Origin of the sequence: Achromobacter sp. NPDC058515 (genome assembly GCF_042721735.1) — a bacterium.
GTDB lineage: Bacteria > Pseudomonadota > Gammaproteobacteria > Burkholderiales > Burkholderiaceae_B > Achromobacter.
In genome coordinates, this window is record NZ_JBHXNI010000004.1 from 348,879 (window position 1) to 375,156 (window position 26,278).

The 26,278-nt window shown below is 66.6% G+C and carries 20 protein-coding genes and 1 other RNA gene; 9 read left to right on the forward strand and 12 right to left on the reverse strand.

The annotated features are described in order from the left end of the window. Positions 1 to 11: 11 nt before the first annotated feature. From aroA to gyrA, 6 genes are read right to left on the reverse strand one after another with little or no spacing between them, the layout of a single operon-like run. Positions 12 to 1,334, reverse strand: coding sequence for a 3-phosphoshikimate 1-carboxyvinyltransferase (gene aroA, locus ACFWP0_RS10370; protein ID WP_377841731.1), 1,323 nt, complete (start codon positions 1,332 to 1,334; stop codon positions 12 to 14). Positions 1,335 to 1,339: 5 nt separating this feature from the next. After that, positions 1,340 to 2,242 (reverse strand): prephenate dehydrogenase, encoded by a 903-nt coding sequence (locus ACFWP0_RS10375; RefSeq protein WP_377841733.1) that lies wholly within the window; start codon positions 2,240 to 2,242, stop codon positions 1,340 to 1,342. Further along, positions 2,239 to 3,360, reverse strand: coding sequence for a histidinol-phosphate transaminase (gene hisC / locus ACFWP0_RS10380; protein WP_377841734.1), 1,122 nt, complete (start codon positions 3,358 to 3,360; stop codon positions 2,239 to 2,241). Before hisC ends, ACFWP0_RS10375 begins: the two co-directional genes overlap by 4 nt. Positions 3,361 to 3,371: 11 nt before the next feature. After that, the gene (gene pheA / locus ACFWP0_RS10385; RefSeq protein ID WP_377841736.1) at positions 3,372 to 4,457 is read right to left on the reverse strand and encodes a prephenate dehydratase; all 1,086 of its coding nucleotides are present in this window, start codon (positions 4,455 to 4,457) and stop codon (positions 3,372 to 3,374) included. Further along, positions 4,450 to 5,580, reverse strand: a complete 1,131-nt coding sequence (gene serC / locus ACFWP0_RS10390) for a 3-phosphoserine/phosphohydroxythreonine transaminase (protein WP_377841737.1) — start codon at positions 5,578 to 5,580, stop codon at positions 4,450 to 4,452. The genes pheA and serC overlap by 8 nt, the downstream gene beginning before the upstream one ends. Then, positions 5,580 to 8,249, reverse strand: coding sequence for a DNA gyrase subunit A (gene gyrA, locus ACFWP0_RS10395; RefSeq protein ID WP_377841739.1), 2,670 nt, complete (start codon positions 8,247 to 8,249; stop codon positions 5,580 to 5,582). The genes serC and gyrA overlap by 1 nt, the downstream gene beginning before the upstream one ends. Positions 8,250 to 8,662: 413 nt before the next feature. Here gyrA and ompA point away from each other — a divergent pair, with 413 nt between their 5' ends. The 6 genes from ompA (at position 8,663) to ACFWP0_RS10425 (ending at position 13,247) form a co-directional block, all read left to right on the forward strand. Beyond that, positions 8,663 to 9,244: an outer membrane protein OmpA gene (gene ompA, locus ACFWP0_RS10400; RefSeq protein WP_377841741.1), complete on the forward strand. Its 582-nt coding sequence runs from the start codon at positions 8,663 to 8,665 to the stop codon at positions 9,242 to 9,244. 150 nt (positions 9,245 to 9,394) lie between these two features. Further along, positions 9,395 to 10,123 (forward strand): bifunctional 2-polyprenyl-6-hydroxyphenol methylase/3-demethylubiquinol 3-O-methyltransferase UbiG, encoded by a 729-nt coding sequence (gene ubiG, locus ACFWP0_RS10405; protein ID WP_377841742.1) that lies wholly within the window; start codon positions 9,395 to 9,397, stop codon positions 10,121 to 10,123. Then, the gene (locus ACFWP0_RS10410; protein ID WP_377841743.1) at positions 10,120 to 10,794 is read left to right on the forward strand and encodes an HAD-IA family hydrolase; all 675 of its coding nucleotides are present in this window, start codon (positions 10,120 to 10,122) and stop codon (positions 10,792 to 10,794) included. The genes ubiG and ACFWP0_RS10410 overlap by 4 nt, the downstream gene beginning before the upstream one ends. A gap of 343 nt (positions 10,795 to 11,137) precedes the next feature. Continuing rightward, positions 11,138 to 12,316, forward strand: a complete 1,179-nt coding sequence (locus ACFWP0_RS10415; RefSeq protein WP_377841744.1) for an MFS transporter — start codon at positions 11,138 to 11,140, stop codon at positions 12,314 to 12,316. A 90-nt stretch (positions 12,317 to 12,406) separates the two neighbouring features. Further along, positions 12,407 to 12,796, forward strand: a transfer-messenger RNA (tmRNA) gene (gene ssrA, locus ACFWP0_RS10420). Between the two features lie 178 nt (positions 12,797 to 12,974). Next, positions 12,975 to 13,247 carry a hypothetical protein gene (locus tag ACFWP0_RS10425; protein WP_377841746.1) on the forward strand — a complete coding sequence of 91 codons (273 nt, stop codon included), beginning with the start codon at positions 12,975 to 12,977 and terminating at the stop codon, positions 13,245 to 13,247. A gap of 202 nt (positions 13,248 to 13,449) precedes the next feature. Here ACFWP0_RS10425 and ACFWP0_RS10430 read toward each other — a convergent pair whose 3' ends face one another. The 4 genes from ACFWP0_RS10430 to ACFWP0_RS10445 form a co-directional block, all read right to left on the reverse strand. Further along, a complete protein-coding gene (locus tag ACFWP0_RS10430; RefSeq protein WP_377841747.1) occupies positions 13,450 to 13,863 on the reverse strand; it encodes a YidB family protein in 414 nt (137 codons plus the stop codon). A gap of 125 nt (positions 13,864 to 13,988) precedes the next feature. Continuing rightward, positions 13,989 to 15,200 (reverse strand): lytic murein transglycosylase, encoded by a 1,212-nt coding sequence (locus tag ACFWP0_RS10435; protein WP_377841749.1) that lies wholly within the window; start codon positions 15,198 to 15,200, stop codon positions 13,989 to 13,991. Beyond that, positions 15,197 to 15,913: an MOSC domain-containing protein gene (locus ACFWP0_RS10440; protein ID WP_377841750.1), complete on the reverse strand. Its 717-nt coding sequence runs from the start codon at positions 15,911 to 15,913 to the stop codon at positions 15,197 to 15,199. Before ACFWP0_RS10440 ends, ACFWP0_RS10435 begins: the two co-directional genes overlap by 4 nt. A 15-nt stretch (positions 15,914 to 15,928) precedes the next feature. Then, on the reverse strand, positions 15,929 to 16,750 hold the full coding sequence (locus ACFWP0_RS10445; protein WP_377841752.1) for a ferritin-like domain-containing protein: 822 nt from the start codon (positions 16,748 to 16,750) through the stop codon (positions 15,929 to 15,931). Between the two features lie 98 nt (positions 16,751 to 16,848). Here ACFWP0_RS10445 and ACFWP0_RS10450 point away from each other — a divergent pair, with 98 nt between their 5' ends. Then, positions 16,849 to 17,976, forward strand: coding sequence for a GNAT family N-acetyltransferase (locus ACFWP0_RS10450; protein ID WP_377841753.1), 1,128 nt, complete (start codon positions 16,849 to 16,851; stop codon positions 17,974 to 17,976). A 10-nt stretch (positions 17,977 to 17,986) separates the two neighbouring features. Here ACFWP0_RS10450 and ACFWP0_RS10455 read toward each other — a convergent pair whose 3' ends face one another. Next, entirely contained in the window at positions 17,987 to 18,457 is a 471-nt protein-coding gene (locus ACFWP0_RS10455) for a DUF1854 domain-containing protein (RefSeq protein WP_377841755.1), read from the reverse strand. 21 nt (positions 18,458 to 18,478) lie between these two features. Beyond that, positions 18,479 to 20,764, reverse strand: a complete 2,286-nt coding sequence (locus ACFWP0_RS10460) for an ABC transporter ATP-binding protein (protein WP_377841756.1) — start codon at positions 20,762 to 20,764, stop codon at positions 18,479 to 18,481. A gap of 259 nt (positions 20,765 to 21,023) precedes the next feature. Here ACFWP0_RS10460 and cphA (ACFWP0_RS10465) point away from each other — a divergent pair, with 259 nt between their 5' ends. Next, a complete protein-coding gene (cphA, locus tag ACFWP0_RS10465; protein WP_377841758.1) occupies positions 21,024 to 23,639 on the forward strand; it encodes a cyanophycin synthetase in 2,616 nt (871 codons plus the stop codon). 60 nt (positions 23,640 to 23,699) lie between these two features. Beyond that, on the forward strand, positions 23,700 to 26,270 hold the full coding sequence (cphA, locus tag ACFWP0_RS10470) for a cyanophycin synthetase (RefSeq protein ID WP_377841759.1): 2,571 nt from the start codon (positions 23,700 to 23,702) through the stop codon (positions 26,268 to 26,270). The last annotated feature ends 8 nt before the right edge of the window (positions 26,271 to 26,278 follow it).

The window sequence follows — 26,278 nt, forward strand, 5'->3', positions numbered from 1 at the left end:
GGGTACCCGAACTAGGCCGCAACCAGGCCCGCGTAGACATCAAAGTAACCCGGGAACGTCTTGCTGACGCAACCGGGATCCAGAATGCGCACCGCCGACGGCCCGAAGGCCGCCAGCGAAAAGCACATCGCCATCCGGTGGTCGTCCCAGGTGCCGATGTGCGCATCGCGCCAGGCCCCCTGCGCGGGCGGCGTCACACGCAGCCAATCCGGCCCCGATTCCACCTGCGCGCCCAGCTTTCCCAGCTCGGTTTGCATGGCGTGGATGCGGTCCGTTTCCTTCACGCGCCAACTGCCGATATTGCGCAGGCGGCAGGGACCGTCGGCGTAAAGGGCCAGGGTCGCCGCGGTCATCGCGGCGTCGGGAATCAGGTTGAAATCGGTATCGAAAGCCTTCAGGCGCTCGCCGTCGGCCACGCGCGCGCCGGAAACCTCGATCCAGCCGGGGCCGTACGTCACGCTGGCGCCCATGTCCGCCAGCGTGCCGGCAAACGCCACGTCGCCCTGGATGCTGTCCGCACCCACGCCCGTGACCCGCAAGGGGCCGCCGCCGATTGCGCCCAGCGCCAGGAAATAGGACGCGGTGGAGGCGTCGCCTTCCACCGCGATCTGGCCCGGGCTGCGGTAGGCCGCCCCGGCATCGATCACGAAACGGCTCCAGCCCTCGCGCCGCACCTGCACGCCAAAGCGCGCCATCAGGTTCAGCGTGATCTCGATGTACGGCTTGGAAATGAGCTCGCCCGCCACCTCGATGGTCACGGGCTTGCCGCTGCGGCCCGCCTGCAGCGGCGCCGCCAACAGCAAGGCGGTCAGGAACTGGCTGGACACCGAACCCTGCACACGCGTCACGGCGTCGTCGGCGATCTCGCCGCGGCCAATATGCAGCGGCGGATAGCCCGGCTGGCCCAGGTAGTCGATGCGCGCGCCCAGCGCGTTCAGGGCATCGACCAGATCGCCGATGGGGCGCTCGTGCATGCGCTGCACGCCCGACAGGCGGTAATCGCCGCCCATCAGGGCCAGCGCGGCGGTCAGCGGGCGCATGGCGGTGCCCGCATTGCCCATGAAGAGATCCGCGCTTTCCACGGGAAAGCGACTCACGCCCTGCACCGTGACGCGGCCGGCGTCCAGTTCGGAAACCTGCACGCCCAGCTGGCGCAAGGCGCCCAGCATGACGTGCGTATCGTCGGAATCCAGCAGGCCGGTGATCGCCGTGCTGCCCTCGGCGATCGCCGACAGCAACAGCACGCGATTGGAAATGCTCTTGGAGCCAGGCAGGGCCATGACGCCCCGCGCTTGCCGCACGCGCGGCAGATCGAGATAAGGCAAAGCGCCCATGTCAGCTACTCCTTGCGCCAGTTGCGGCGCGCACGGGCCGCCGTATCCAGCAGCCTCAGCAAAGTCTCGCCGTCGCCGTCGGCGATGGCGCGTTCGGCACGATCCAGCACGCCGCGCACCTCGGCCAGTTCGGCCAGCATCGCGTCGCGGTTGGACAGAAAAATATCGCGCCACATCTCCGGCGAACCGGCGGCGATGCGGGTGAAGTCTCGAAAACCGCTGCCCGCCAGGTCCAGGCGGGTATCGGCGTCGGCGGCCGTCGCCACCTGCTCCATGTAGACCGCCGACAGCAGGTGCGGCAGATGGCTTACCGATGCCAGCACGCGGTCGTGCGCGTCGGCGTCCATGTCGATCACGTCCGCCCCGCAGGCCTGCCAGGCGCGGCGCACCAGATCCAGGGACCGGTCGCTGTTTTCAGGCAAAGGCGTCAGGATGATCGAACGCTTGCGGTAGAGGCTGGCATCGGCGGCCTCTGGCCCCGTGCGCTCCGCGCCCGCAATGGGATGGCCAGGCACGAATTGTCCGATGCGGTCGCCCAGCGCATCCCGCGCGGCCTCGACCACTTCGGCCTTCGTGCTGCCGGCGTCGGTCAGCACGGCGCCCGCGGCCAGCCGGGGACGCATCCGCGACAGCACGTCCTTGAGGCCGCCCACCGGGGTGGCCAGCAAGACCAGATCGGCCCGCGCCGCGGCTTCTTCGGCCGAGGCGGCTTCATCAATCAGGCCCAGCTCGACAGCGCGCGCCAGGGATTGCGCATTGCGCCCCACCCCCAGCACCCGTCCCACCTGCCCCGCCTCGCGCAGCGCGGCGGCAAACGACCCGCCGATCAAACCGACGCCGACAACCGCCAATACAGGAATCAGGGGGCCAGCGGCCCCCTGATCGGAAGAAGGCAACTCGTCGTTCATTCGGACAGTATGGCGGTCAGGGCATCGATGAATCGGTCGTTCTCTTGCGGCAGGCCGATGGACACGCGCAGCCACTCGGGCAAGCCGTCGCCGGCCACCGGGCGCACGATCACGCCGCGCTTGAGCAGCGCCAGGTTGATGCGCGGCGCATCGCCCACATGCACGAGCACGAAGTTGCCGTAGCTGGGCACGTAGCGCAGCTTCAGGCGGTCGAACGCGGCGCAAAGCTGCGCCTTGCCGGCCTTGTTCGAGGCGTAGGCCTCTTCAAGGTAGGCGGTGTCGCCCAGGGCGGCGATGGCGGCGGCCTGGGCCAGCGTATTGACGTTGAACGGCTGGCGCACGCGGTTCAGCAGGTCGGTCAGGGCCGGCTGCGCCACCGAGAAGCCCACGCGCAGGCCGGCTAGGCCGTAGGCCTTGGAGAACGTGCGCGAGACGATCAGGTTGGGATAGCGGCGCACCAACGCGGTGCTGTCGAAGCGGAACTCCGGATCGAGATATTCGTTGTAGGCCTCGTCCAGCACGACCGTGACGCGATCGCCATGGGCCTCATGCACGCGCTCCAGGAATGCGGCAACCTTGTCGCCCGGCACGAAGGTGCCGGTCGGATTGTTCGGGTTGGCGATGAACACGAGGCGCGTGTCGTCGGCAATCGCGTCGAACATCGCATCCAGGTCATGGCCATAGTCCTGCGCCGGCACCACGATGTGGCGCGCGCCGCGCGCCTGCGTAGCCAGGCGGTAGACCGCGAACGAATGCTGCGCATACACCGCCGACGAGCCGGGCTCCAGCAGCGCCAGCGCGGCGATTTCCAGGATGTCGTTGGAACCGTTGCCCAGCGTGATCCAGCCCATCGGAACGCCATAGCGCCCGGCCAGCGCCGCCTTCAGGTCAAAGCCGTTGGGATCGGGATAGCGCGCCAGCGACTCGGCCGCGGCCAGCATGGCCTCGCGCGCCGACTTGGGCATGCCCAGCGGGTTTTCATTGGAGGCCAGCTTGACGATGGTTGCCGGGTCCAGCCCGAACTCGCGGGCCAGTTCTTCGATCGGCTTGCCCGCCTGGTAGGGCGCGATGGCGCTGACGTGCGCGGGAGCAACAAGGGGCTTGGATGCGGTGGTCATGGTGTGAAGTGTCACTGCGCCGGGTAGGAACCCAGCACTTTCAGATAGGCAACCTGCGCCTGCAAGGTGGCAAGAGCGCTCTGGACGTTGGGATCATTGCGGTGACCCAGGACGTCAACGTAGAAATAGTATTCCCACTGGCCGGTGCGCGCGGGGCGCGATTCGAAGCGCGTCATCGACACGCCGTTGGCGGCCAGCGGCGCCAGCATTTCGTAGACGGCGCCGGCGCGGTTCGGCACGGCCAGGATCAGGCTGGTCTTGTCCTTGCCGCTCATCAGCGGCTCGATGCTGCCGATCGCCAGAAAACGGGTGCGGTTGTGCGGATCGTCCTGGATGCCGGCGGCAATGACCTCAAGATTCCAGGCGGGAGCAGCCACCTCGCCCGCGATCGCGGCGATGCTCGGGTCGCCCGCCGCGGCGCGCGCCGCTTCAGAGTTGCTGGACGCGGCGACGCGCTCCACATCGGGATAGTTGCGCGTCAGCCAGCTCTGGCACTGGGCCAGCGCTTGCGGGTGCGCGGAAATCGTCTTGATGCCATCCATGCTGCCGGACTGCGACATCAGGCAATGGCGGATGACCAGCGAACGCTCGCCCAGGATCTTCAGCGGCGTGTTGAGCAGCAGGTCCAGGCTGCGGTTGACGGCGCCTTCGGTGGAGTTCTCCACGGGCACCATCCCCACGTCGGCCTGGCCGGCCTCGACGGCGCGGAAGACTTCGTCAAACGATGCGCAAGGCAGCTTCTGCACGGCGTGGCCGAAATGCTCCAGCGCGGCCTGCTCCGAGAACGAGCCCTGCGGCCCCAGGAAGGCGACCGTCATGCCGCGCTCCAGGCCGCGACAGGCCGAGATGATCTCGGTCCAGACGGACGCCACGCCCGCATTCGGAAACGGGCCGGGGTTGATCTGCTGCAGGCGGCGGATGACCTCGGCTTCGCGCTCGGGGCGCAGCACCGGGCCGTCGGCCTGGGCAGCGTGCTTGGCCTCGCCCACTTCCAGCGCGGCGCGGGCGCGCTGCGACAGGAGGTCAAGAATCTGCGCGTCCAACGCGTCGATGCGTTCACGCAAGGGGAGCAGCTTGCGCTGCAGGTCTTCATCCATGGCGGCGCTCGAATTCCTTCAGGTACTCGACCAGCGCCGACACCCCGGCGAGGGGCACGGCGTTGTAGATGGAGGCGCGCATGCCGCCCACGCTCTTGTGGCCCTTCAGTTGCGTCAGGCCGGCCGCCTCGGCGCCTTGCAGGAAGGCGTCGTTGAGCGACTCGTCGCGAAGCACGAACGGCACGTTCATGCGCGAGCGCACCGGCGCGTGGATGGGGTTGCGGTAAAAGCCGCTGCCGTCCAGGTAGCCGTACAGTAGATCGGCCTTGGCCTTGTTGGCGGCTTCCATGCCGGCCACGCCGCCATTGGCCTTCACCCACTTGAACACCAGGCCCGCGACGTAGATCGCGAAGGTGGGCGGCGTGTTGTAGCGCGAGTGCTCGGCGGCGACGTTGGCGTAGTCGAACGCGGACGGGCAGATCGGCAAGGCATGGCCGATCAGGTCGCGGCGCGCGATGACCATGGTCACGCCCGCCGGGCCGGCGTTCTTCTGCGCGCCGGCGTACATCATGCCGCAGCGCGTCACGTCCATCGGACGCGACAGGAAATGCGAGGACGCGTCGACGACCAGCGGCACGTCGGGTGCGCCCAGCGCGGCAGTGTCGGGCCAATCCGTGAACTCGACGCCGCCGATGGTTTCATTGCTGCAAAGGTGCAGGTAGGCCGATTCCTTGCGCACCTGCCAGGTGTCGACCGTCGGCACCCAGGTCAGCGGCCCCTGCTCGCGCCCGTCCAGCTGGGCAGCCTGTTCGCTGCTTGCTGCCAGATGGGTGCTGCCGTAGCGGCCGGCTTCCTTGTACGAACGCTTGGACCAGTGGCCCGTCACGACGAAGTCGGCGGCCGGCGTGCCGCGGCGTCCCATGAGATTCATGGGAACGATGGCGTTTTCCCCGGAACCTCCGCCTTGCATGAACATGACGGCGTAGTCCGCCGGCAGGCTCAGCAGATCGCGCAGATCCGATTCGGCTTCATCGCAGATCTGCACGAAGTGCTTGCCGCGATGGCTCATTTCCATCACGGACATGCCGCTGCCGTGCCAGTCCAGCATTTCCGCAGCGGCTTGCTGCAGCACCACCTCGGGCAAGGCCGAGGGGCCTGCCGAGAAGTTCCAGGGGCGGGCCATTATTGCTCCGTAGGTTCCGTCGAGTCCGTCGAATCCGCTGCGCCGTTGCTGTCGTCGCCGCTCGCTTCCTGGCCATCTTCGTCCAGGTCGCCATCATCGTCCGCATCGCTTTCCACGACGCGGCGCACGCCCGACAGCGTGCTGCCGTCGTCGACGTTGATGAGCGTGACGCCTTGGGTCGCGCGGCCCATTTCGCGGATTTCCGCGACGCGGGTGCGCACCAGGACGCCGCCGGTGGTGATCAGCATGATCTCATCCGAAGGCATGACCAGCACCGCTCCGACCACCTTGCCGTTGCGCGAGCTGGTCTGGATGGCGATCATGCCCTTGGTGCCACGGCCATGGCGCGTGTATTCCGCGATCGGCGTGCGTTTGCCGTAGCCGTTCTCGGTGGCGGTCAGCACGGTCTGCGTTTCGTCGCCGGCCACGAGCAGAGCGATGACGGTCTGCGTCTCTTCGAGCATCATGCCGCGCACGCCGCGGGCATTGCGGCCCATCGGACGCACGTCGTTCTCGTCGAAGCGCACGGCCTTGCCGGCGTCCGAGAACAGCATGACGTCGTGCTTGCCGTCGGTCAGGTCGGCGCCGATCAGGTAGTCGCCGTCGTCAAGGTCGACGGCGATGATGCCGGCCTTGCGCGGGTTGGAGAAGTCCGACAGCGGGGTCTTCTTGACCGTGCCGCGCGAGGTCGCCATGAAGACGTAGTGATCTTCGCTGAATTCCTTGACCGGCAGCACCACCGTGATCTTCTCGCCGTCGGCCAGCGGGAACATGTTCACTATCGGCTTGCCGCGGGAATTGCGCGTGCCTTGCGGCACTTCCCAGACCTTCAGCCAGTACACGCGGCCGCGGTTGGAGAAGCACAGCAGGAAGTCGTGCGTGTTGGCGATGAACAACTGGTCGATCCAGTCGTTTTCCTTCATGGCCGTGGCCTGCTTGCCGCGTCCGCCGCGCTTTTGCGAGCGGTACTCGGACAAGGGCTGGCTCTTGATGTAGCCGCCGTGCGACAGGGTCACGACCATGTCGGTGGGCGTGATCAGGTCTTCGGTGTCGAGCTCGGTCGCGTTCATCTCGATTTCCGAGCGGCGCGAGTCCTTCGCGCTGGTCGAGAATTCGGCCTTGATGGCTTGCAGCTCTTCGCTGATGATGGACGTGATGCGCTCGGGGCGAGCCAGGATGTCGAGCAGATCGGCGATCGTGGACATGATGTCCTTGTATTCGCCGACGATCTTGTCCTGCTCCAGCCCGGTCAGGCGTTGCAGGCGCATGTTCAGGATTTCCTGAGCCTGCGTGTCGCTCAAGCGGTACATGCCGTCGCCCTGGAGGCCGAATTCGGCGCCCAGGTCGTCGGGACGGAAGGCCGCGCGGCCTCCCGGCGTATCGCCGTCGGCGCGCGACAACATGTCGCGCACCAGCGACGAATCCCACGACTTCGCCATCAGTTCCTGGCGCGCCACGGGAGGCGTCGGCGCCGCCTTGATGATCGCGATGAAATCGTCGATGTTGGCCAGCGCGACGGCCAGGCCTTCCAGCACGTGGCCGCGTTCGCGGGCCTTGCGCAGTTGGAACACCGTGCGGCGCGTGACCACTTCGCGGCGATGCTGCAGGAAGTAGTCGATCATCTGCTTCAGGTTGAGCAGGCGGGGCTGGCCGTCGACCAGCGCCACCAGGTTCATCCCGAAGGTGTCTTGCAGCTGCGTATTCTTGTAGAGATTGTTCAGGACAACCTCGGGAACCTCGCCGCGCTTGAGCTCGATGACCAGGCGCATGCCGTCCTTGTCGGACTCGTCGCGAATATCGGAGATGCCTTCGATCTTCTTGTCGTTGACGAGCTCGGCAATGCGTTCCTGCAGCGTTTTCTTGTTGACCTGGTAGGGAATCGCGTCGATCACGATCGCTTGGCGATTGCCCTTCTCCATGTCTTCGAAGTGGGTCTTGGCGCGCATGATGACGCGGCCGCGACCGGTGCGATAGCCTTCGCGCACGCCGGACATGCCGTAGATGATGCCGCCGGTGGGGAAATCGGGCGCTGGGATGAGCTCGATGAGCTCATCGACCGTGCAAGCCGGATTGCGCAGGCAGTACAGGCAGCCGTCGACCACTTCCTGAAGGTTGTGCGGCGGAATGTTGGTGGCCATGCCCACCGCGATGCCGGAGCTGCCGTTGACCAGCAGGTTGGGCAGGCGCGACGGCAACAGCAGCGGTTCTTGTTCGCTGCCGTCGTAGTTGGGACCGAAGTCCACCGTTTCCTGGTCGATGTCGGCCAGGAGCTCGTGGGCGATCTTGGCCAGGCGGATTTCGGTGTAGCGCATCGCCGCGGCGTTATCGCCGTCGATCGAGCCGAAGTTGCCCTGGCCGTCGACCAGCATGTAGCGCATGGAGAAATCCTGCGCCATGCGGACGATGGTGTCATAGACGGACTGGTCGCCGTGGGGGTGGTACTTACCGATGACGTCCCCGACGATACGCGCCGACTTTTTATACGCGCGGTTCCAGTCGTTGTTCAGTTCGTGCATCGCGTAGAGCACGCGCCGGTGGACGGGCTTGAGCCCGTCCCGCACATCCGGTAGCGCCCGCCCAACGATCACGCTCATCGCGTAATCGAGGTAACTGCGGCGCATCTCTTCTTCCAGCGATACCGGAAGCGTCTCCTTGGCAAAGGAATCCATATATATAACGACAGAATCGTGTAAGGAGGAACCCGGGCCGGGTAAACAGGAAATTCTATCATTCGATTGGGAGAGCAGTCTGGCGGGCGGCGGCATGAAGCGCGGCGGCGGCCTGGACCGGGCAAGCTGGGGACGGGTCGCCCCCGCGCACACCCGCGCCCCGTGGGGCTGTTGTCAAAAACCAACATGGAAAACCGATGGAGCGCCGAAAACGTCATATCCAGCATTAATGCGCCTGTCCAGGGAAGCCAAAGCCCCCCAAATGCCTTAAGATTGTTTCCAGCACGCAGGAAACCCAGTAGCTATTCCTTTGAACCAGCTCTTGGCGTTGCTATACTGGCCCCGTTTTCCTGATATGCGGCGGGGGTTCGCTGCGAGTCACTTATCCAGCTTCAAGCTCAACGAGGAGAAACATGAACAAACCCTCCAAATTCGCTCTGGCGCTCGCCTTCGCCGCCGTCACGGCCTCTGGTGTAGCTTCCGCGCAAACCGTGGACAACTGGCGCAACCCGTTCGGTAACGTTTGGAAAAACGGCACGAACGAACTGTGCTGGCGCGATGCTTTCTGGACCCCTGCCACCGGTATCCCCGGTTGCGACGGTGTCCCGGTTGCACAACAGAAGGCGAAGCCGGCCCCGATGGCGGCAAAGGTCGTGTTCAATGCTGACACGTTCTTCGACTTCGACAAGTCGGTTCTGAAGCCCGAAGGCCGTCAGCTGCTGGACCAAGTCGCCCAGCAAGCTCGCGGTATCGAGCTGGAAACCATCATCGCTGTTGGCCACACCGACTCGATCGGTACCGAAGCCTACAACCAGAAGCTGTCCGAGCGCCGCGCCGCTTCGGTCAAGGCCTACCTGGTCAGCCTGGGTATCGACCCCAACCGTATCTACACGGAAGGCAAGGGTGAACTGCAGCCCATCGCTTCCAACAAGACGAAAGAGGGCCGTGCCCAAAACCGTCGCGTTGAAATCGAAATCGTGGGTAGCCGCAAGTAATTGCCGGACTAGCTACAATAAGGGGCCTCGCATAGCGAGGCCCTTTTTTTCGCCCGCCAGGCACCAATCCGGTGCATTGGCGCGCGCCCGTCCTCGCCTAGCTCGCTGGACCCCCCTCTATATATAGAGTCGCCTTTCGCTGGACCGCCCATGACCACGCAAATTCACGACAGTGCCCAAGCCTCCGTCAACGCCGACCAGGCCGAACTCGACAAGTTCAGCGCCCTGGCCAGCCGCTGGTGGGATCCCGAAAGCGAGTTCAAGCCCTTGCACGCCATCAATCCGCTCCGGCTGGAATGGATCCAGGAATGCGCGGGCAGCCTTGGCGGCAAGAAGGTGCTGGACGTGGGCTGCGGCGGCGGCATCCTGTCGGAGGCCATGGCCCGCGGCGGCGCGGACGTGACGGGCATCGACCTGGCCGACAAATCCCTGAAGGTCGCCCGCCTGCACGGCCTGGAATCCGGCGTGAAGGTGGAGTACCGCAAGGTGCCCGTGGAAGAACTGGCAGCCGAACAGCCCGGACAGTACGACGTGGTGACCTGCATGGAAATGCTGGAGCATGTGCCGGACCCGGCATCGATCGTGCGCGCCTGCTCCACCTTGGTCAAGCCGGGCGGCTGGGTGTTCTTTTCGACGCTGAACCGCAACGCCAAGTCCTTCCTGTTCGCGATTGTGGGCGCCGAATACGTGCTGCGCCTGCTGCCGCGCGGCACCCACACCTATGACCAGTTCATCAAGCCCAGCGAACTGTCGGCGGCGGCCCGCGGCGCGGCCCTGGAGCCCGTCAGCATGCGCGGCATGGAATACAACCCCATTACCCAGATCTACACGCTGTCGTCCGACACCTCGGTCAACTACCTGATGGCTACCCGCAAATGAGCGCCCTGATTCTGTTCGATTTCGACGGCACGCTGGCCGATACCGCCCCCGACCTGGCCGCCGCGGCCAACCGCCAGCGCACCCGGCGCGGCCTGGAACCGATGCCCTACGAGGCGTTGCGCCCCGTTGCGTCGCAGGGCGCCCGCGGGCTGCTGCGCGTCGCGCTCGACCTGAAGCCCGGCGACCCGGACTACGAACCGACCCGCCTGCAGTTCCTGGAAGACTATGCGGCCAGCTCCACGGTCCACAGCAAGCTGTTTCCCGGCATCGAGGAATTGCTGGCCGATATCCGCCGCCGGGGGCTGTCCTGGGGGATCGTCACCAACAAGGTCACCTACCTGACCCTGCCCATCGTCGAGTTCCTGGACCTGACGCGCGACAGCGCCGTGCTTGTCTGCGGCGACACCACGGCCCATGCCAAGCCCCACCCGCTGCCGCTGCAGCATGCCGCGCGCGAAGCCGGGTTTGGCACGGACCGCTGCGTGTATGTTGGCGATGATCTGCGCGACATCCAGGCCGCGCACGCAGCGGGCATGCCCGCCGTCGCGGCGGCCTACGGCTACGTGGGCGAAGAAGACAATATCACCGCCTGGGAAGCGGAAACCTGCGCCAACACCCCTGCGGACCTCTGGCCCGCCATCCAGCCGCTGCTGCCCAGCGACCTGCGCTAAGGCGCAAAACGGGCTCCGCGCCCGATGACCTCGCAGGCATTACGATTGTTCGCGTCAATTGGTTCAATTGACCGAACAATCTATCCGGATTCAGACGCTTTATCCAGAAAGCCAAGTCCCTTAAAGTGTGAACCATGCTTGGCGCTCGGGTGTTTCCCGATTGCCTTTCCGGCTGAAGCCGGCGTTGCGGACCCAGCCATCCGCAGCGACAGACCTCCGCGCTGACGGCCTTACGCCCTCTCGCACCGTGCCCGGTCCCTGCCCCGCGCACACCTGACCTTTTTCTCTACCCTCACTGCCCTGCCCGCGCGCCGCCTTCCGGCAGCGCGCCAGAGGAATGCCTATGCTTTTGCCTATTCTGCTTCTATCCGCCGCCGGCTTCACCATCCTGACAACCGAGTTCCTGATCGTGGGGCTGCTGCCGGGCCTGGCCCGCGACCTGAACGTCACCGTTTCCCAGGCCGGCCTGCTGGTGACGCTGTTCGCCTTCACCGTCGCCGCGACCGGTCCGCTCCTGACCGCGCTGATGGCCAACATCGAGCGCAAGCGCCTGTTCGTCGGCGTGCTGGTGCTGTTCGGGCTGTCCAATGCCGTGGCTGCCCTTGCGCCGAACATCTGGATCATGGCGATTGCCCGCTTCGTGCCGGCGCTCGCCCTGCCGGTGTTCTGGTCCCTGGCCAGCGCCACCGCCGTGGAACTGGTCGGGCCGGCGCGCGCCGGCCGCGCCATCTCGATGGTGGCCTTCGGCATCGTGGCGGCCACCGTGTTCGGCATTCCCATCGGCGTGCTGATTTCGGACGCCTTCGGCTGGCGCGCGGCCTTCTGGGTGCTTTCCGGGGTGGCGTTCGCCAAGGCGCTGCTGCTGCTGCTCACGTTCCCCAGCACGCGCATCCGCGCCGACAGCGTGAAGCTCGTCACGCAACTGCGCATCCTGCGCAACCCGATGGTGGTCGGCCACGTGCTGCTGTCGCTGCTGGTGTTCACCGGCATGTTCACCGCCTACACCTACCTGGCGGACATGCTGGAGCGGCTGGCCGGCTTCGACGGCAAGATCGTCGGCTGGACGATGATGGCCTTCGGCACCGTGGGGCTGCTTGGCAATACCCTGGGGGGCCGGCTGGTGGACCGCAGCCCGCTGGGCGCCACCGCCCTGTTCTCGTCGCTGATGGCCGTGGGGCTGGCGTTCGTCGCGCCCGTCATGCAGTCGCATGGACTGCTGGCCGTCGCCCTGGGCGTCTGGGGCATCGCGCAGGCCGCGCTGTTCATCGTGTGCCACGTGCGCCTGATGAAATCGGCCCCCGAAGCGCCGGCGTTTGCGGCCTCCCTGAACATCTCGGGAGCCAACATCGGAATCGGCCTGGGCGCCGTGGTGGGCGGGCAGGTGATCGACAACTTCGGGCTGGCCTCGCTGGGTTGGGCCGCAGCCGTCATCGTGGCGATTTCCGTGGGCCTGGCCCTCTTGATGATGGCAGCCTCGCGGCCGAGCCGGCAGGGCAAGCCCGCCTGCGCCAACGCTGCCTGACCGCCGCTTGTGTCGCCCGCGCCACGCCCGTACAGGCGGGCGCGGACAACGCAGCAGGCTATTACGTTTACCAGTACAATAGAAGTTCTTGGGGCCGATCCGGATTCGACGTGGGTCGCGAAACAACTCAGGGCATGCCGAGCACCAGTTCGCTCGTTAAACCACTGGAAACACTACAAACGCCAACGACGAGCGTTTCGCTCTCGCCGCTTAAGCGGTGAGCCGCTGCACTGATCTGTCCTTGGGTCAGGCGGAGGAAGGCAACTTCCTAGGGGGGTAACCCTCGAACCGCAGCAGCGACATTCACAAGGAATCGGTTTGAACTGGGGTCACACGGTTCAAATTTAAATTACGTGAATCGCTTTGGTCCGGCCTGTCGGTTGGCTAAGTCCAAAGTTAAAACCAAATAAATCGACTACGCATGTAGAACTGATTGCAGAGGGCTTGCGGACGGGGGTTCAATTCCCCCCGGCTCCACCAAATACCCTAGTGCTATCAAGCACTTAGAAAAGGCCAACCCTTAAAGTTGGCCTTTTTTTTGCGCTGCAGCGCCTGAATGGCCGGCAGCGCCTGGCCAGCTCCTGCTACCACTTGGAACGCCTTTGATTTCAAGGGTTTGCTATAAAACGCCTATAGCATCTCTGTGGGGCCGGGGGAAATGTCCAAGCTAACGTTCAGCCGCTGCGGCGTCCTGCTGCTGCTTGTCGCACTGGTTTCCGGCTGCTCCTCGGTCAAGCCCGGGCCTGCGGGCCCCAAGGGCGCCTCGGCGTCCGCATCCGCTGCCCACAAGAGCGACCAGTGCAAGGGAAACCGCAGCAAGTGCCTCTACAAAGGCGCGTATGAGCCCGGCGAAAAGGACTACGCCGAGCAGGAAGCCAAACGCCTGAATCTGGCGGAAGTTGAGCGGCTGCGCCGCATCTTCGGGAAATAGCCGCCCGGGCACGGCATTGCAGCCGCACGGCGGCCGCCTGATAAGCTGCTGGGCCGTCCCCTATTGCTCAGCCCACATGTCCCTGCCCATCTGCTGAGTTGCTTGGCGGCCTGCATGAAGCCAACGGTGCGCGCCAGCGCCTGAGGCAGGCGCTGGCGTACAAGAACGCAAGCGGCGGGCGAGGCGGGAGCCCCCGCCGCCATTAACCGCGATTGCCGAACAGGCCAGACAGCGAAGCCAGCAGATCGGTCGGGTTGAATTGCTGGCCCGGCTGCACCGCGCCTTCCGGCGTGGCCTTGTCGACCAACTGCGGCAGCAGCGAGGACAGGGAGCCCAGCACGGAGTCGGTGTCCTGCCCCGTCTTGGCGGCCAGTTCGTTCACGACGCCGGGATCCAGCACGGAACCGAGCTGGTCCGGGCTGACGGGCAGGTTCTGGCCAGTGCCCACCCAAGAGGCGACGATTTCGCTCAAGCCGCCCTTCTGGAAGCTGGCGATCAGGCCGGTGAGGCCGCCCGGGTATTTGTTCAGTTGCTCGATCAGCGCCGGCAGCAGCGATGCCGAACCGCCTTGCTGACCACCGCCGGCCATCGAGGCCAAGGAATCCAATAGGCTCATCGCAACGCTCCTGAAAAGTGGGAAAACCAGTATAGGGCCATGACCGGCGCCGCGCGTGTCATCCCCATGACCTGCCACCGCAAGTTTGCAAAACTTGTAAGCGAGGAGACAGCCGTCCGGGGGCTTCAACCCCCTCCCTTGGCGGCCGATGCCTTCAGCGCCTTCAGTGCTTTCTGGCCCGCGCGACCGTCCGCCGGCAGGCCCAGCTCGCGCTGCGCCGCCTGCAGGGCCTGGCGGGTCCGGGCGCCGATCATGCCATCCGGCTCGCCCACGTCGTAACCGCGCGCGATCAGCAGGCGTTGCAGCTCGCGCCGCTCGGCCCGCGACAGCCCGGGGTCGTCCGTTGGCCAGGCTTGCGCCAGCGGCCCGCCGCCGCGCAGCCGGTCCGACAGGTGGGCGATCGCCAGCGCATAGCTCTCCGCCGCGTTGTAGGAGTACAGGGCATCGAAGTTGCGCGTGACCAGGAACGCCGGGCCGCCGCGGCCGGCCGGCAACAGCAGCCCCGCCGGCGTGTCGCCGTCGGGCAGAGCCTGTCCGTCCGCGCGCGTCACGCCCTGCCTGGTCCAGGACGACATCGGCCGCTTGTTCTTGCGCCCTGCCCCCGCGGTGTCCAGGCCGGCGGGAAGCCTGACCTCATAGCCCCAGGCAAGCGCGGGGTTCCAGCCCGCGCGCTTCAGGAAGTTGGCGGTGGACGCCAGCGCGTCCGGCACGCTGTCGACCAGGTCGCGCCGGCCGTCGCCATCGAAATCCACCGCCAGCCGCAGGTAGGTGGAGGGCATGAACTGGGTCTGGCCGAATGCGCCCGCCCAGGAGCCGGCCAGGCGGTCCGGCGCGATGTGCTCGTCCTGGATGATCTTCAGCGTGGCAAAGAATTCGCCCCGGAAATAGGCTTGGCGGCGGCCAAAGCACGACAGCGTGGACAGGGAGGTCAGGAGCGGCCGGCCGCCCAGCGTGCGTCCGAAGTTGCTTTCCACTCCCCACACCGCCGCGATGGTGGCCGGGTCCACGCCGTAGCGCTTCGCCGCGCGGTCCAGTTCGGCGCGCCATTGCGCCATGCCGGCCTGCCCGTCCGCCACGCGCTCGTCGTCGACCAGGCCCGCCATGTAGTCCCAGATGGGCGTCTTGAACTCCGGCTGGGCATCCAGCAGGTCGATCACCGCCATGTCCGGCGCCAGATTGGCGGTGTGCATGTCGAAGGTCGCCCCCGAGACGCCGGCCTTCAGCGCCGGAGCGCGCAGTTGCGACAGGCAGGCGGCGAACGCGTCGGCCGCCTGGGCCGCGGGCGCCGGCAAGGTCAATGCGGCGCCGGTCAGCGCGATGGCGATCAGGGATTTCATGCTTGGGATTCCTTGGGGGGTGTGGCCGCGGCATCGCCTTCGAGACGCCTCGTCCAGTCTTCGACCTCGCCTGCGCGGGCGCGCTTTTCAAAGAGCGTCCGCCAGTTCGGCGACAGCTCGGACAGGTTCGCCAGCGCATGCAGCACGCCGGGGTCCAGTACGCGCCGGTTCAAGATGTCCTGCACGCGCGCCAGCGTCCATTGCGGATGCGGACGGTCCTGCAGGGACAAGGCGTCGCCCGTGGCCAGCCAGCCCGTTTGCAGCACGCGGTAGTACCAGCCGGTCATGCCGCTGGCCTGCACCCGGGCCGCCATGCCGCGATGGCCGAAGCGGTGATCCAGCTTCCAGCACGGCTGCCGCGCCTGCGACACCTGCACCACCGCCGTTCCGACGCGGTAGATGTCGCCCACGCAGACGTCGCTTTCCGTCACGCCAGACGTGGAGATGTTCTCGCCGAAGGCGCCCGGGCCGCGCAGCACGGGGCGTTCGCCCAATGCGTCGAGCCACGCGGGATAGTGGTCGCGCGCATAGTGATGCAGCGCCTTCTCGGGACCGCCATGAAAGCGGCGGTCGGCCTGCTCGTCGCCGCTCAGGCCTTCCGGGCCCAGCCACAGGCGCTCGGCCACGGGATGCTTGTCTATGCCGCTGTCGCGGCCGGAGTCGCCCAGCGGGCGCACCGTGCCGGTCAGGAGCGCGTCGATCGTGATGTTCATCCTGGCGCTCTCCGGTCAGTCGGCTTGCAGCGCGGCAAGCTCGGCGTCGCTGAACCCCGCGGCGCGGCGCGCCTCCAGGTTGAATGGGCCGCGCAGCCGGGGTGCGCCATAAAGGCGGGCCAGCTCGGCATAGCAGGCCACGGGCTCCTTGCCCGCCTGCGCGCATTGCTGCCTGTACCAATGGTTGCCGATGGCGACGTGGCCGATCTCGTCGCGCAGGATGATGTCTACAATGGCCGCGCTGTCCGCATCCCCCGCCCCGGCCAGCTTGTTGCGGATCATGGGCGAGGCGTCCAGGCCGCGCGCCTCGAGCGTGCGCGGCACCAGCGCCAAGCGGGCGAGCAGGTCGTCCCGTGTTCTTTCCGCCATGTCCCACAGGCCGTTGTGCGCCGGGAAGTCGCCATAGGCGTAGCCCAGCGCGGCCAGCCGCTGGCGCAGCAGGTCGAAGTGATAGGCCTCTTCGCGGGCGACGCGCAGCCAGTCCCGATAAAAGGCCTCGGGCATGCCGGCGAAACGCCAGATGATGTCCAGCGCCAGGTTCACCGCGTTGAATTCGATATGGGCCAACGCGTGCAGCAGCGCCGCGCGCCCTTCCAGCGTGGCCATCGAGCGATGCCTGACCTGCGCGGGCGCGACCAGTTCGGGCAGCGGCGGACGGCCGGGCAGTCCGGCCACGGGCGCGAACACGCGCTGGCAATTCAGCGCCGCGGTATCCGCGATGGCGCGCACGCCCGCCAGTTTTTCCGGCCATGCCGTGGCGGCCAGGGCCGCCAGCGCTTGCGCGCGCATGCAGTTCGGACCATTCCCTTCCGAGGGAGGGATCGTGTTGCTGTCCATGATGTTTCCAAACCCCAGGCGGCGCGCGGCCGCCCCAAAACCCTGAAAAAGCCTATGGCTTGAAGACTGTACGTTGACGGAGACTTTATCATTCGCTGATGGATTCCCTGCGCCTGACCATTGAAACCGACCTGTCCCGCATCGACGCCCAGCAATGGGACGCGCTGGCCGGGGATCAGCCCTTTCTGCGGCATGCGTTCCTGCACGCCATGCACGAGACCGGCTGCGCGGCGCGCGAAACGGGATGGGCGCCGCATTACCTGGCGCTCTGGCGCGGCGATGCGCTGGCCGCCGCCGCCCCGCTCTACCTGAAATCGCATTCCCGCGGCGAGTACGTATTCGACTACGCGTGGGCCGACGCCTTCCAGCGGCATGGCATGCGGTATTACCCCAAGCTGCTGTCGGCCATCCCGTTTACGCCGGTGACGGGGCCGAGGCTGCTGGCGTCCTGCGACGAAGACCGCGCCACGCTCGTGCGCGGCCTGGTGGCCTTCGCCCAGGAGGTCAAGGTGTCCTCGCTGCACCTGCTGTTTCCCGCCGACGCCGACATGCGCGTCTTGCGGGACGCCGGCTTCATGATCCGGGAAAGCGTGCAGTTCCATTGGATCAACGCGGGCTACGCGGACTTCGAGGCGTTCCTGGCCGCCATGAACCACGACAAGCGCAAGAAGATCCGGCAGGACCGCAAGAAGGTCGCCGCCGCCGGCCTGTCATACCGCTGGCTGCGCGGCAACGAGATCGGCGCCGCCGAGCTGGATTTTTTCTATGAATGCTATTGCCATACGTACTTCAACCATGGCAATCCGCCCTACCTGAGCCGCGAATTCTTCCAGCGCGCGCATCGCGAGCAGGCGGACGCCTTCGTGCTGATCCTGGCCGAACGCGATGGCCAGTCCGTGGCGGCGGCGCTGAACCTCGCCGGCGGCGATGCGCTATACGGCCGCTATTGGGGCGCGACGGAGTATGTGCCAGGGCTCCATTTCGAGACCTGCTACATGCAGTCGATCGCCTATTGCATCGCGCATGGGATCGCGCGTTTCGAAGGCGGCGCGCAAGGCGAACACAAGATGGCCCGCGGCCTGCTACCCACCCCGACCTGGTCCGCGCACTGGGTCGCCCATCCGGGATTCGCCGAAGCGATCCAGAACTTCCTGGACGAGGAAACGGCGGCGGTGACGGACTACCTGGGCGAACTCGAGACCCACACGCCGTTCAAGGGCGCATGACGCCCTGCGTTCAAAGAAAACGGTCCAGCAGCTTGCGGCTGTGCTTGTCCAGCGACTGGATGTCGCGCACCAGATAGAAAATGCCGTGGCTGTCGGCGATCAGCAGCGTCTGCGGACTCAGGCGGCGGATGTCCTCCTCGCCGCGCAGCGTGAAGGACGTGGGGCCCCGGTCGGTGTCGACCTGCCAGGTGCTGGGCGTGGCGTAGGTCGACACGCTTGCCAGCTTGCGGATCTCCGGCATGAACTCCCGGCCGGCGAGCTCTTCCTCGATCAGCGCGCGCTGCGCGGCCGGCACGTCGGACAGGTGTTCGATCCAGAGCAGCTCATGCCCGTCGCTGGTCACCAGCGACAAGCCGCGGCCCGCTTCGCTGATCGGAAAGGCGCGCACCGGGATGACGCCTTCGTGCGTCTCGCCCTCGGCGGACTGAAACTCCAGGCGCCCGAAGGCATTGCGGCGCAACTGAAAGGACGGCAAGGTCATGACGATAATCCCGGTTCGGCGTCAGGCCACGGCGGCCATGTCTTCGCTGCCCGACGCCTGCGCGTCGGCTTCGGCCTGGCGCGCTTGAGCCTGGTAGAGGCGATAGTAGGCGCCCTCTCGGGCCATCAGTTCTTCGTGCGGCCCCTGCTCCACGATCTGGCCGCGGTCCAGCACCACCAGGCGGTCCGCCTTGCGCAGCGTGCTCAGGCGGTGGGCGATGGCGATCGTGGTGCGGCCGCGCACCAGGTTGTCCAGCGCCTTCTGGATTTCCTTTTCGGTCGTGGTGTCCACCGACGAGGTCGCTTCGTCCAGGATCAGGATGCGCGGGTCGATCAGCAGCGCGCGAGCAATCGAGATGCGCTGGCGTTCGCCGCCCGACAGCGCCTGGCCGCGCTCGCCCACCAGCGAGTCATAGCCGTGCGGCAGGCGCAGAATGAACTCGTGCGCATGCGCTGCGCGCGCGGCGGCGACGATCTCGTCGCGCGTGGCGTCGGGCTTGCCGTAGGCGATGTTCTCGGCGATGGTGCCGAAGAACAGGAACGGCTCTTGCAGCACCAAGCCGATATTGCGGCGGTAGTCCGCCACGCGCACCGAGCGGATGTCCGCGCCGTCGACCAGCACCGCGCCTTCGGACACGTCGTAGAAGCGGCAGATCAGGTTGATCAGCGTGCTCTTGCCCGAACCGCTGTGCCCCACCAGGCCGATCATCTCGCCCGGAGCGATCGTCAGGTTCAGGCCGCGGATCACCTGGCGGTTGCCATAGCGGAAACCCACGTCGCGCAGTTCGATGCGGCCGTTGATATGCGGCAGCTTGGCCGGGTTCTGCGGTTCCGGCACGCTGGAAACATGGTCCAGGATATCGAAGATGCGCTTGGCGCCGGCCGCCGCCTTCTGCGTGACCGAAACGATGCGGCTCATCGAATCCAGCCGCATGTAGAAGCGTCCGATGTACGCGAGGAACGCAGCCAGCACGCCCACGGTGATCTGTCTTTGCGAAACCTGCCAGATGCCGAAGATCCACACCACCAGCAGGCCCACTTCGGTCAGCAACGTGACGGTGGGCGAAAACAGCGACCAGGTGGTGTTGACCCGGTCGTTGACTTCCAGGTTGCGGTTGTTGGCTTCGCGAAAGCGCGCGACCTCGCGTTTTTCCTGGGCAAACGCCTTGACCACGCGGATGCCGGGAATCGTGTCGGCCAGCACGTTGGTGATCTCGGACCAGATGCGGTCGACCTTCTCGAAGCCATGCCGCAGGCGGTCGCGCACGGCGTGGATCATCCAGATGATGAACGGCAGCGGCACCAGCGTGACCAGGGCCAGCCACGGGTTGATGGTCACCAGGATGATCGCCGTCATGACGATCATCAGGATGTCGGTGGCGAAGTCCAGCAGGTGCAGCGACAGGAACACGCAGATGCGGTCGGTCTCGCTGCCGATGCGCGAGATCAGGTCGCCGGTGCGCTTGCCGCCGAAGTACTCCAGCGACAGCTGCTGCAGATGCTCGTAGGTGGTGGTGCGCAGGTCGGCGCCGATGCGTTCGCTGACCCATGCCAGGATGTAGGTGCGGGCCCAGCCCAGGCCCCATGCCAGGAAAGCCGATCCCAGCAGGCCGCTCAGGTAGAGGCGGACCTTGCCGTAGTCGATCGGCGCGCCGTTCTGGAACGGAATCAGCACATCGTCCATCAGCGGCATGGTGAGATACGGCGGCACCAGCGTGGCGGCCGTGCCCAGCAGGGTCAGCAGGAAACCCGCCAGCAAGGGGCCGCGGTACGGCCGCGCGAAACGCCACAGCCGCAGCAGCGCCCAGGTGGAGGACGGAGCCGCCTGTTCCTGGTTGCAGGTGGGGCATTCTTCCTCGCCCGCGGGAATGACGTTATTACAGATGGTGCAGGTGCGTTCCGCCAGCTCTTCGGCCTGATGCCCGGACAAGCGGATGGACTGCTGGGTCTCGAACTGGGCCAGGAGGCGCAGCGCGGCCGGGTTGCGGGCCAGGGTGAAGCGCCAGGTGGCCAGCCGCGCGGCATCGTCGTGCAGCTCCAGCACGGCGGCGCCCGCGTGGTCGGTCAAGCTGAGCTTTAATTGGGGGCCATATGCCCACGATTCCCAGCGCGTATCGTCGGGATTGCGGGCAAGCAGCCGGTGATCCGTGACTGCGATCAGGCCGGGCTGGAACTTCAAACGCTGATCAAGGTCTATTTCGACCCAGGCCAGCAAGGTTTCGCCATCCGCGAGTTCAGTGCGGATTTCATCCCGCCAGCGGGCAGGAAAGGCTTCGGCAAGGCCGGAAAGCAGGTGTGGTTTTTTCATTGGAACGCATACCGGGCCAGGACTCTGCCCTACTAGGCGGCAACCGGTTTGACGCCTGTGGCGGCAAACGTGTCCCTTCCTTACAACACAACGAGTTCACGCCTTGAAGGCGTCGTATAGTATCAGCCGATTTTTCTAATTAGGAATATCTGGGATCCCCCACTCGTTGGCATTATTCTAAAGGCGCAACCCCAATAAATTCGCGGTCTTGCATAGGGGCGTCCGCGCGTGCCAACCTGCTTCTCAAGTAAATTAAAACATGAAAAAGAAAGACATTGAATTTCTCGATGTCGTGGCTTTGCGCGGCCCGAACATTTGGACGTATCGCCCGGTCCTTGAAGCGTGGGTGGATATCGGTGAACTGGAAGACTACCCCTCCAATACGATTCCCGGCTTTTATGAGCGCCTGACCGCATGGCTGCCGACCCTGATCGAGCACCGCTGCAGCCCGGGGGTCCGGGGCGGTTTCCTGGCCCGCCTGAAGGAAGGCACCTGGCCCGGCCACATTCTTGAGCATGTCACCCTGGAACTGCAGAACCTGGCCGGCCTGCGCGGCGGTTTCGGCAAGGCCCGGGAAACCTCGACGCGCGCCGTCTACAAGGTCGTCGTGCGCGCCTGGCAGGAACAGGTCACCCGCACCGCCCTGAACGAAGCCCGCGACCTGGTCATGGCCGCCATCGAGGACCGCCCGTTCGACGTGCCCGCCACCGTCTCGAAGCTGCGCAGCCTGGTCGACCGGCACTGCCTCGGCCCCAGCACCGCCTGCATCGTGGACGCGGCCGACGACCGCGACATCCCCTACATCCGCCTGTTCGAGGGCAATCTCGTGCAGTTCGGCTACGGCTCGGCCCAGCGCCGCATCTGGACCGCCGAAACCGACCGCACCAGCGCCATCGCCGAGGGCATTTCGCGCGACAAGGACCTGACCAAGGAACTCTTGTCGACCTGCGGCGTGCCCGTCCCGGAAGGCCGCCTGGTCAACAGCGAGGAAGACGCCTGGGACGCGGCCGAGGACATCGGCCTGCCCGTGGTGGTGAAGCCCTATGACGGCAATCACGGCCGGGGCGTGTTCACCAACCTGACCACGCGGGAAGAGGTGGTTTCCGCCTACCGCGTCGCCGTGGACGAAGGCAGCGGCGTGATCGTCGAGCGCTTCGTGCTGGGCAACGAACACCGCCTGCTGGTGGTCGGCAATCGCATGGTGGCCGCCGCCGCCGGCGAGCCGGCCTGGGTGACGGGCGACGGCAAGTCCACCATCACCGAACTGATCGACAGCCAGATCAACACCGATCCGCGCCGCGGCCGCACCGAGAACCATCCGCTGAACCCGGTGCGCCTCGATTCGGCCGCCCGACTGGAAATTGCGCGCCAGGGCCTGTCGGAAGACAGCGTCCCGCCCGATGGCCAGCACGTGCTGGTGCAGCGCAGCGGCAATGTCGCCTTCGACGTGACGGACCGCGTCCACCCCAGCATCGCCGCCACCGTGACACTGGCCGCCCGCGTCGTCGGCCTGGACATCGCCGGCGTGGACCTCGTGGCCGAAGACATCACCCGCCCGCTGAACGAACAGCGCGGCGCCATCGTGGAAGTCAACGCCGGCCCCGGCCTCCTGATGCACCTGAAGCCCGCGGACGGCACGCCGCGTCCGGTGGGCCGCGCCATCGTCGACCACCTGTTCCCGGACGGCGATGCCGGCCGCATCCCCATCGTGGGCGTGACCGGCACCAACGGCAAGACCGTCGTGGCCCGCCTGGTGGCGCGCCTGCTGCACCTGTCGGGCAAGCGCACGGGCCTGGCGTGCAGCGAAGGGCTCTACCTGGACCGCCGCCTGGTGCAAAAGGGCGACCGCGCCGACTTCGCGTCGGGCACGCGGCTGCTGATGAACCGCAACGTGGATGCCGCCGTCATCGAGAACGACAGCGGCGTGATCCTGGGCCAGGGCCTGGCCTACGACCGCTGCCAGGTGGGCGTGGTCACCAACATCGACGACGCCGACCATCTGGGCGACTTCGACATCAACGAAACGGAACGCATGTTCAATGTGTTCCGCACGCAGGTGGACGTGGTCCTGCCCAGCGGCGCGGCCGTGCTGAACGCGCGCGATCCGCGCGTAGTGGAAATGGCCGAACTCTGCGACGGCGCCGTGATCTTCTTCGGCATCGATCCCGCCCTGCCCGCCATTGCCGCGCATCTGCGGCAAGACGGCCGCGCCGTGTTCGTGCGCGACGGCAGCATCGTGCTGGCGCAAGGCGCGCAGGAAGAGCGGCTGGCCGACGTGGCCGCCATTCCGCTGACCCACGGCGGACGCGTGGCCTTCCAGGTCGAGAACGTGCTGGCGGCCGTGGGCGCGGCCTGGGCGCTGGACATCCCGGTGGAACTGATCCGCGCCGGCATCGAGACCTTCGACATCGACCAGGCGGACGCCCCGTGGCAGTTCACTTTGTTCGAACGCAACGGCAGCACGGTAGTGGTGGACGACGTGCACAACGCATCGGCGCTGCGTCCGCTCATCGCCGCGATCGACCAGTTCCCGTCGACGACGCGCGCCGCGGTGTATTCGGCCGGCGCGGACCGGCGCGATGCGGACCTGATCGAACAGGGCAAGCTGTTGGGCGACGCCTTCGACCGCGTTGTGCTCTATGACGACATGACCGTGCGCAGCAAGCGGCCAGAAGGCCAGGCGCGCGCGCTGTTGCGCCAGGGCCTGGCGCAAGGCAGCCGCGTCAAGGACATCCAGGACGAGCCCGATCACGGCAAGGCCATCGAAAGCCTGCTCGGCGGCATCGGGGCGGGCGACTTCGTCCTGCTGCAGTCCGACGAGGCTTTTTCGGGCCCCACCATCGACCTGGTCCGCCGCTGGATTCAGCAACACTGACAATATCTGCGCGCGCCCGCGGCAACCGCGGCGCGCGTGAGCTAGACAGGAATACCTGCCATGGAAGTTTCCCGTATCCGAGCACTGCGCGGCCCCAACCTGTGGAGCAAGAACACCGCGATCGAGGCTATCGTGTCCTGCGCCGACGCCGAATGTTCCCTCGACAACCTGCCCGAGTTCGAAGCCCGCCTGCGCGCGCGGCTGCCGCAAATCGGGCTGCTGCGTCCGGAAGGCCATCAGGAGGCAGTGTCGATCGCGCATGTGCTGCAGATCGCCGCGCTGACGATGCAGGCGCATGCCGGCTGCCCCGTCACCTTCGGCCGCACCGCTTCCACCATCGAGCCCGGCGTGTTCCAGGTGGTAGTGGAATACAGCGAGGAAGAAGTCGGCAAGCTGGCGATGGAGCTGGCGCAGGCGCTGGTGCGCGCCGCGCTGGACGACACCCCGTTCGACATCGGCGACGCCTTGAAGCGCCTGCGCGAACTGGACGAAGACGTGCGCCTGGGCCCCAGCACCGGTTCCATCGTGAACGCGGCCGTGGCCCGCCACATTCCGTACCGCCGCCTGACCCAGGGCAGCATGGTGCAGTTCGGCTGGGGCAGCAAACAGCGGCGCATCCAGGCCGCCGAGACCGACCTGACCAGCGCCATCTCCGAATCGATCGCGCAGGACAAGGACCTGACGAAGATGCTGCTGGACGCCGCCGGCGTGCCGGTGCCGATGGGCCGCTCTGTCACCACCGCCGAAGAGGCGTGGGCCGCTGCCCAGGAGCTGAACGGCCCCGTGGTGGTCAAGCCGCGCGACGGCAGCCAGGGCCGTGGCGTCGCGGTCAACATTGAAACGCGCGAGCGCGTCATCCAGGCCTTCGAAGCCGCCGAGGAGATCAGCTCCGAAGTGATCGTGGAACGCTACATCCCTGGCCACGACTTCCGCCTCCTGGTCGTGGGCGGCGCGCTGGTGGCGGCATCGCGCCGCGATCCGCCGCAGGTCACGGGCGACGGGCAGCAGACCATCCGCCAGCTGGTGGACCAGGTCAACGCGGACCCGCTGCGCGGCGACGGCCATGCCACCTCGCTCACCAAGATCCGCTTCGACGACATCGCCTTGGCCACGCTGAAGAAGCAGGGCTTTGACGCGGACTCCGTGCCGCCTCCCGGCACGCTGATCTTCCTGCGCAACAACGCCAACCTCAGCACCGGCGGCTCGGCCACGGACGTGACGGACGAGGTCCATCCCGAAATGGCGGCGCGCGCGGTGTCCGCGGCCCGCATGATCGGCCTGGACATCTGCGGCGTGGACGTCGTGGCCGAAAGCGTCCAGTACCCGCTCGAAGACCAGCATGGCGGCGTGGTGGAAGTGAATGCCGCCCCCGGCCTGCGCATGCACTTGAACCCTTCGTTCGGCAAGGGCCGCGCGGTGGGCGAAGCCATCATCTCGAACATGTACGCGGACGGCGACGACGGCCGCATTCCGGTGGTGGCCGTGGCGGGCACCAACGGCAAGACCACCACCGTGCGCCTGACCGCCCATCTGCTGGGCGCGGCGGGCAACCGAGTCGGCATGACGAACTCGGACGGCGTCTACGTGGACAACCTGCGTATCGACACCGGCGATTGCAGCGGCCCGCGCAGCGCCCGCAGCGTGCTGATGCACCCCGACGTGGACGCCGCCGTGTTCGAAACGGCGCGCGGCGGCATCCTGCGCGAAGGCCTGGCCTTTGACCGCTGCAACGTCGCCATCGTCACCAACATCGGCATGGGCGACCACCTGGGCCTGGGCTACATCAGCACGGTCGAGGACCTGGCGGTGGTCAAGCGCGTCATCGTCCAGCACGTGCACCCCTCGGGCACGGCCGTGCTGAACGCGGCGGATCCCATCGTGGCCGAGATGGCCGCAAGCTGCCCCGGCTCGATCACCTACTTCGCCGAGGACCGCAACCATCCCGTGCTGGCGACGCACCGCGCGCAAGGCCTGCGCTGCGTGTACCGCGACGGCGATGCGATCGTGGCGGCGCACGGCGCCGAAGAAATCCGCTTCCCGCTGGCCGCGATTCCGCTCACGCGCAACGGAACCATCACGTTCCAGGTGGAAAACGCCATGGCGTCGATCGCCGCCGCCTGGGCGCTGAACCTGGACTGGGACATCGTCCGCCGCGGCCTGGCCACCTTCGTCAACGATGCCCAGACCGCGCCCGGCCGCTTCAACGTGTTCGACTATCGCGGCGCGACGGTGATCGCGGACTACGGCCACAACCCCGACGCGATTCTTGCGCTGGTGCGCGCGGTGGACGCCATGGCCTCCAAGCGGCGGTCGGTCGTCATCAGCGGCGCGGGCGACCGCCGCGATGAAGACATCCGCATGCAGACCGAGATCCTGGGATCCGCCTTCGACGACGTCCTGCTCTACCAGGACCAGTGCCAGCGCGGCCGCGCCGACGGCGAGGTGCTGGCGCTGCTGCAGCAAGGCCTGGTCGGCGCGGGCCGCACCACGCACATCGAAGAGATCCATGGCGAATTCCTGGCGATCGACACGGCGCTCGCGCGCCTGAACGCCGGCGACCTGTGCCTGATCCTGGTGGACCAGGTGGAAGACGCGCTGGACCACATCGCCCACCGCATCTCGCAGGCCTGAGACGCGCG

Coding starts and splice junctions, on each gene's coding strand:
- pheA (WP_377841736.1), bottom strand. CDS start 4,457: ATGGATGAAGACCTGCAGCGCAAGCTGCTCCCCTTGCGTGAACGCATC.
- ACFWP0_RS10440 (WP_377841750.1), bottom strand. CDS start 15,913: ATGAACATCACGATCGACGCGCTCCTGACCGGCACGGTGCGCCCGCTG.
- cphA (WP_377841759.1), top strand. CDS start 23,700: ATGGAAGTTTCCCGTATCCGAGCACTGCGCGGCCCCAACCTGTGGAGC.
- gyrA (WP_377841739.1), bottom strand. CDS start 8,249: ATGGATTCCTTTGCCAAGGAGACGCTTCCGGTATCGCTGGAAGAAGAG.
- ubiG (WP_377841742.1), top strand. CDS start 9,395: ATGACCACGCAAATTCACGACAGTGCCCAAGCCTCCGTCAACGCCGAC.
- aroA (WP_377841731.1), bottom strand. CDS start 1,334: ATGGGCGCTTTGCCTTATCTCGATCTGCCGCGCGTGCGGCAAGCGCGG.
- ACFWP0_RS10435 (WP_377841749.1), bottom strand. CDS start 15,200: ATGAAATCCCTGATCGCCATCGCGCTGACCGGCGCCGCATTGACCTTG.
- ACFWP0_RS10430 (WP_377841747.1), bottom strand. CDS start 13,863: ATGAGCCTATTGGATTCCTTGGCCTCGATGGCCGGCGGTGGTCAGCAA.
- ACFWP0_RS10375 (WP_377841733.1), bottom strand. CDS start 2,242: ATGAACGACGAGTTGCCTTCTTCCGATCAGGGGGCCGCTGGCCCCCTG.
- ACFWP0_RS10460 (WP_377841756.1), bottom strand. CDS start 20,764: ATGAAAAAACCACACCTGCTTTCCGGCCTTGCCGAAGCCTTTCCTGCC.
- cphA (WP_377841758.1), top strand. CDS start 21,024: ATGAAAAAGAAAGACATTGAATTTCTCGATGTCGTGGCTTTGCGCGGC.
- ACFWP0_RS10415 (WP_377841744.1), top strand. CDS start 11,138: ATGCTTTTGCCTATTCTGCTTCTATCCGCCGCCGGCTTCACCATCCTG.
- ACFWP0_RS10445 (WP_377841752.1), bottom strand. CDS start 16,750: ATGGACAGCAACACGATCCCTCCCTCGGAAGGGAATGGTCCGAACTGC.
- serC (WP_377841737.1), bottom strand. CDS start 5,580: ATGGCCCGCCCCTGGAACTTCTCGGCAGGCCCCTCGGCCTTGCCCGAG.
- ACFWP0_RS10455 (WP_377841755.1), bottom strand. CDS start 18,457: ATGACCTTGCCGTCCTTTCAGTTGCGCCGCAATGCCTTCGGGCGCCTG.
- ACFWP0_RS10425 (WP_377841746.1), top strand. CDS start 12,975: ATGTCCAAGCTAACGTTCAGCCGCTGCGGCGTCCTGCTGCTGCTTGTC.
- ACFWP0_RS10450 (WP_377841753.1), top strand. CDS start 16,849: ATGGATTCCCTGCGCCTGACCATTGAAACCGACCTGTCCCGCATCGAC.
- hisC (WP_377841734.1), bottom strand. CDS start 3,360: ATGACCACCGCATCCAAGCCCCTTGTTGCTCCCGCGCACGTCAGCGCC.
- ACFWP0_RS10410 (WP_377841743.1), top strand. CDS start 10,120: ATGAGCGCCCTGATTCTGTTCGATTTCGACGGCACGCTGGCCGATACC.
- ompA (WP_377841741.1), top strand. CDS start 8,663: ATGAACAAACCCTCCAAATTCGCTCTGGCGCTCGCCTTCGCCGCCGTC.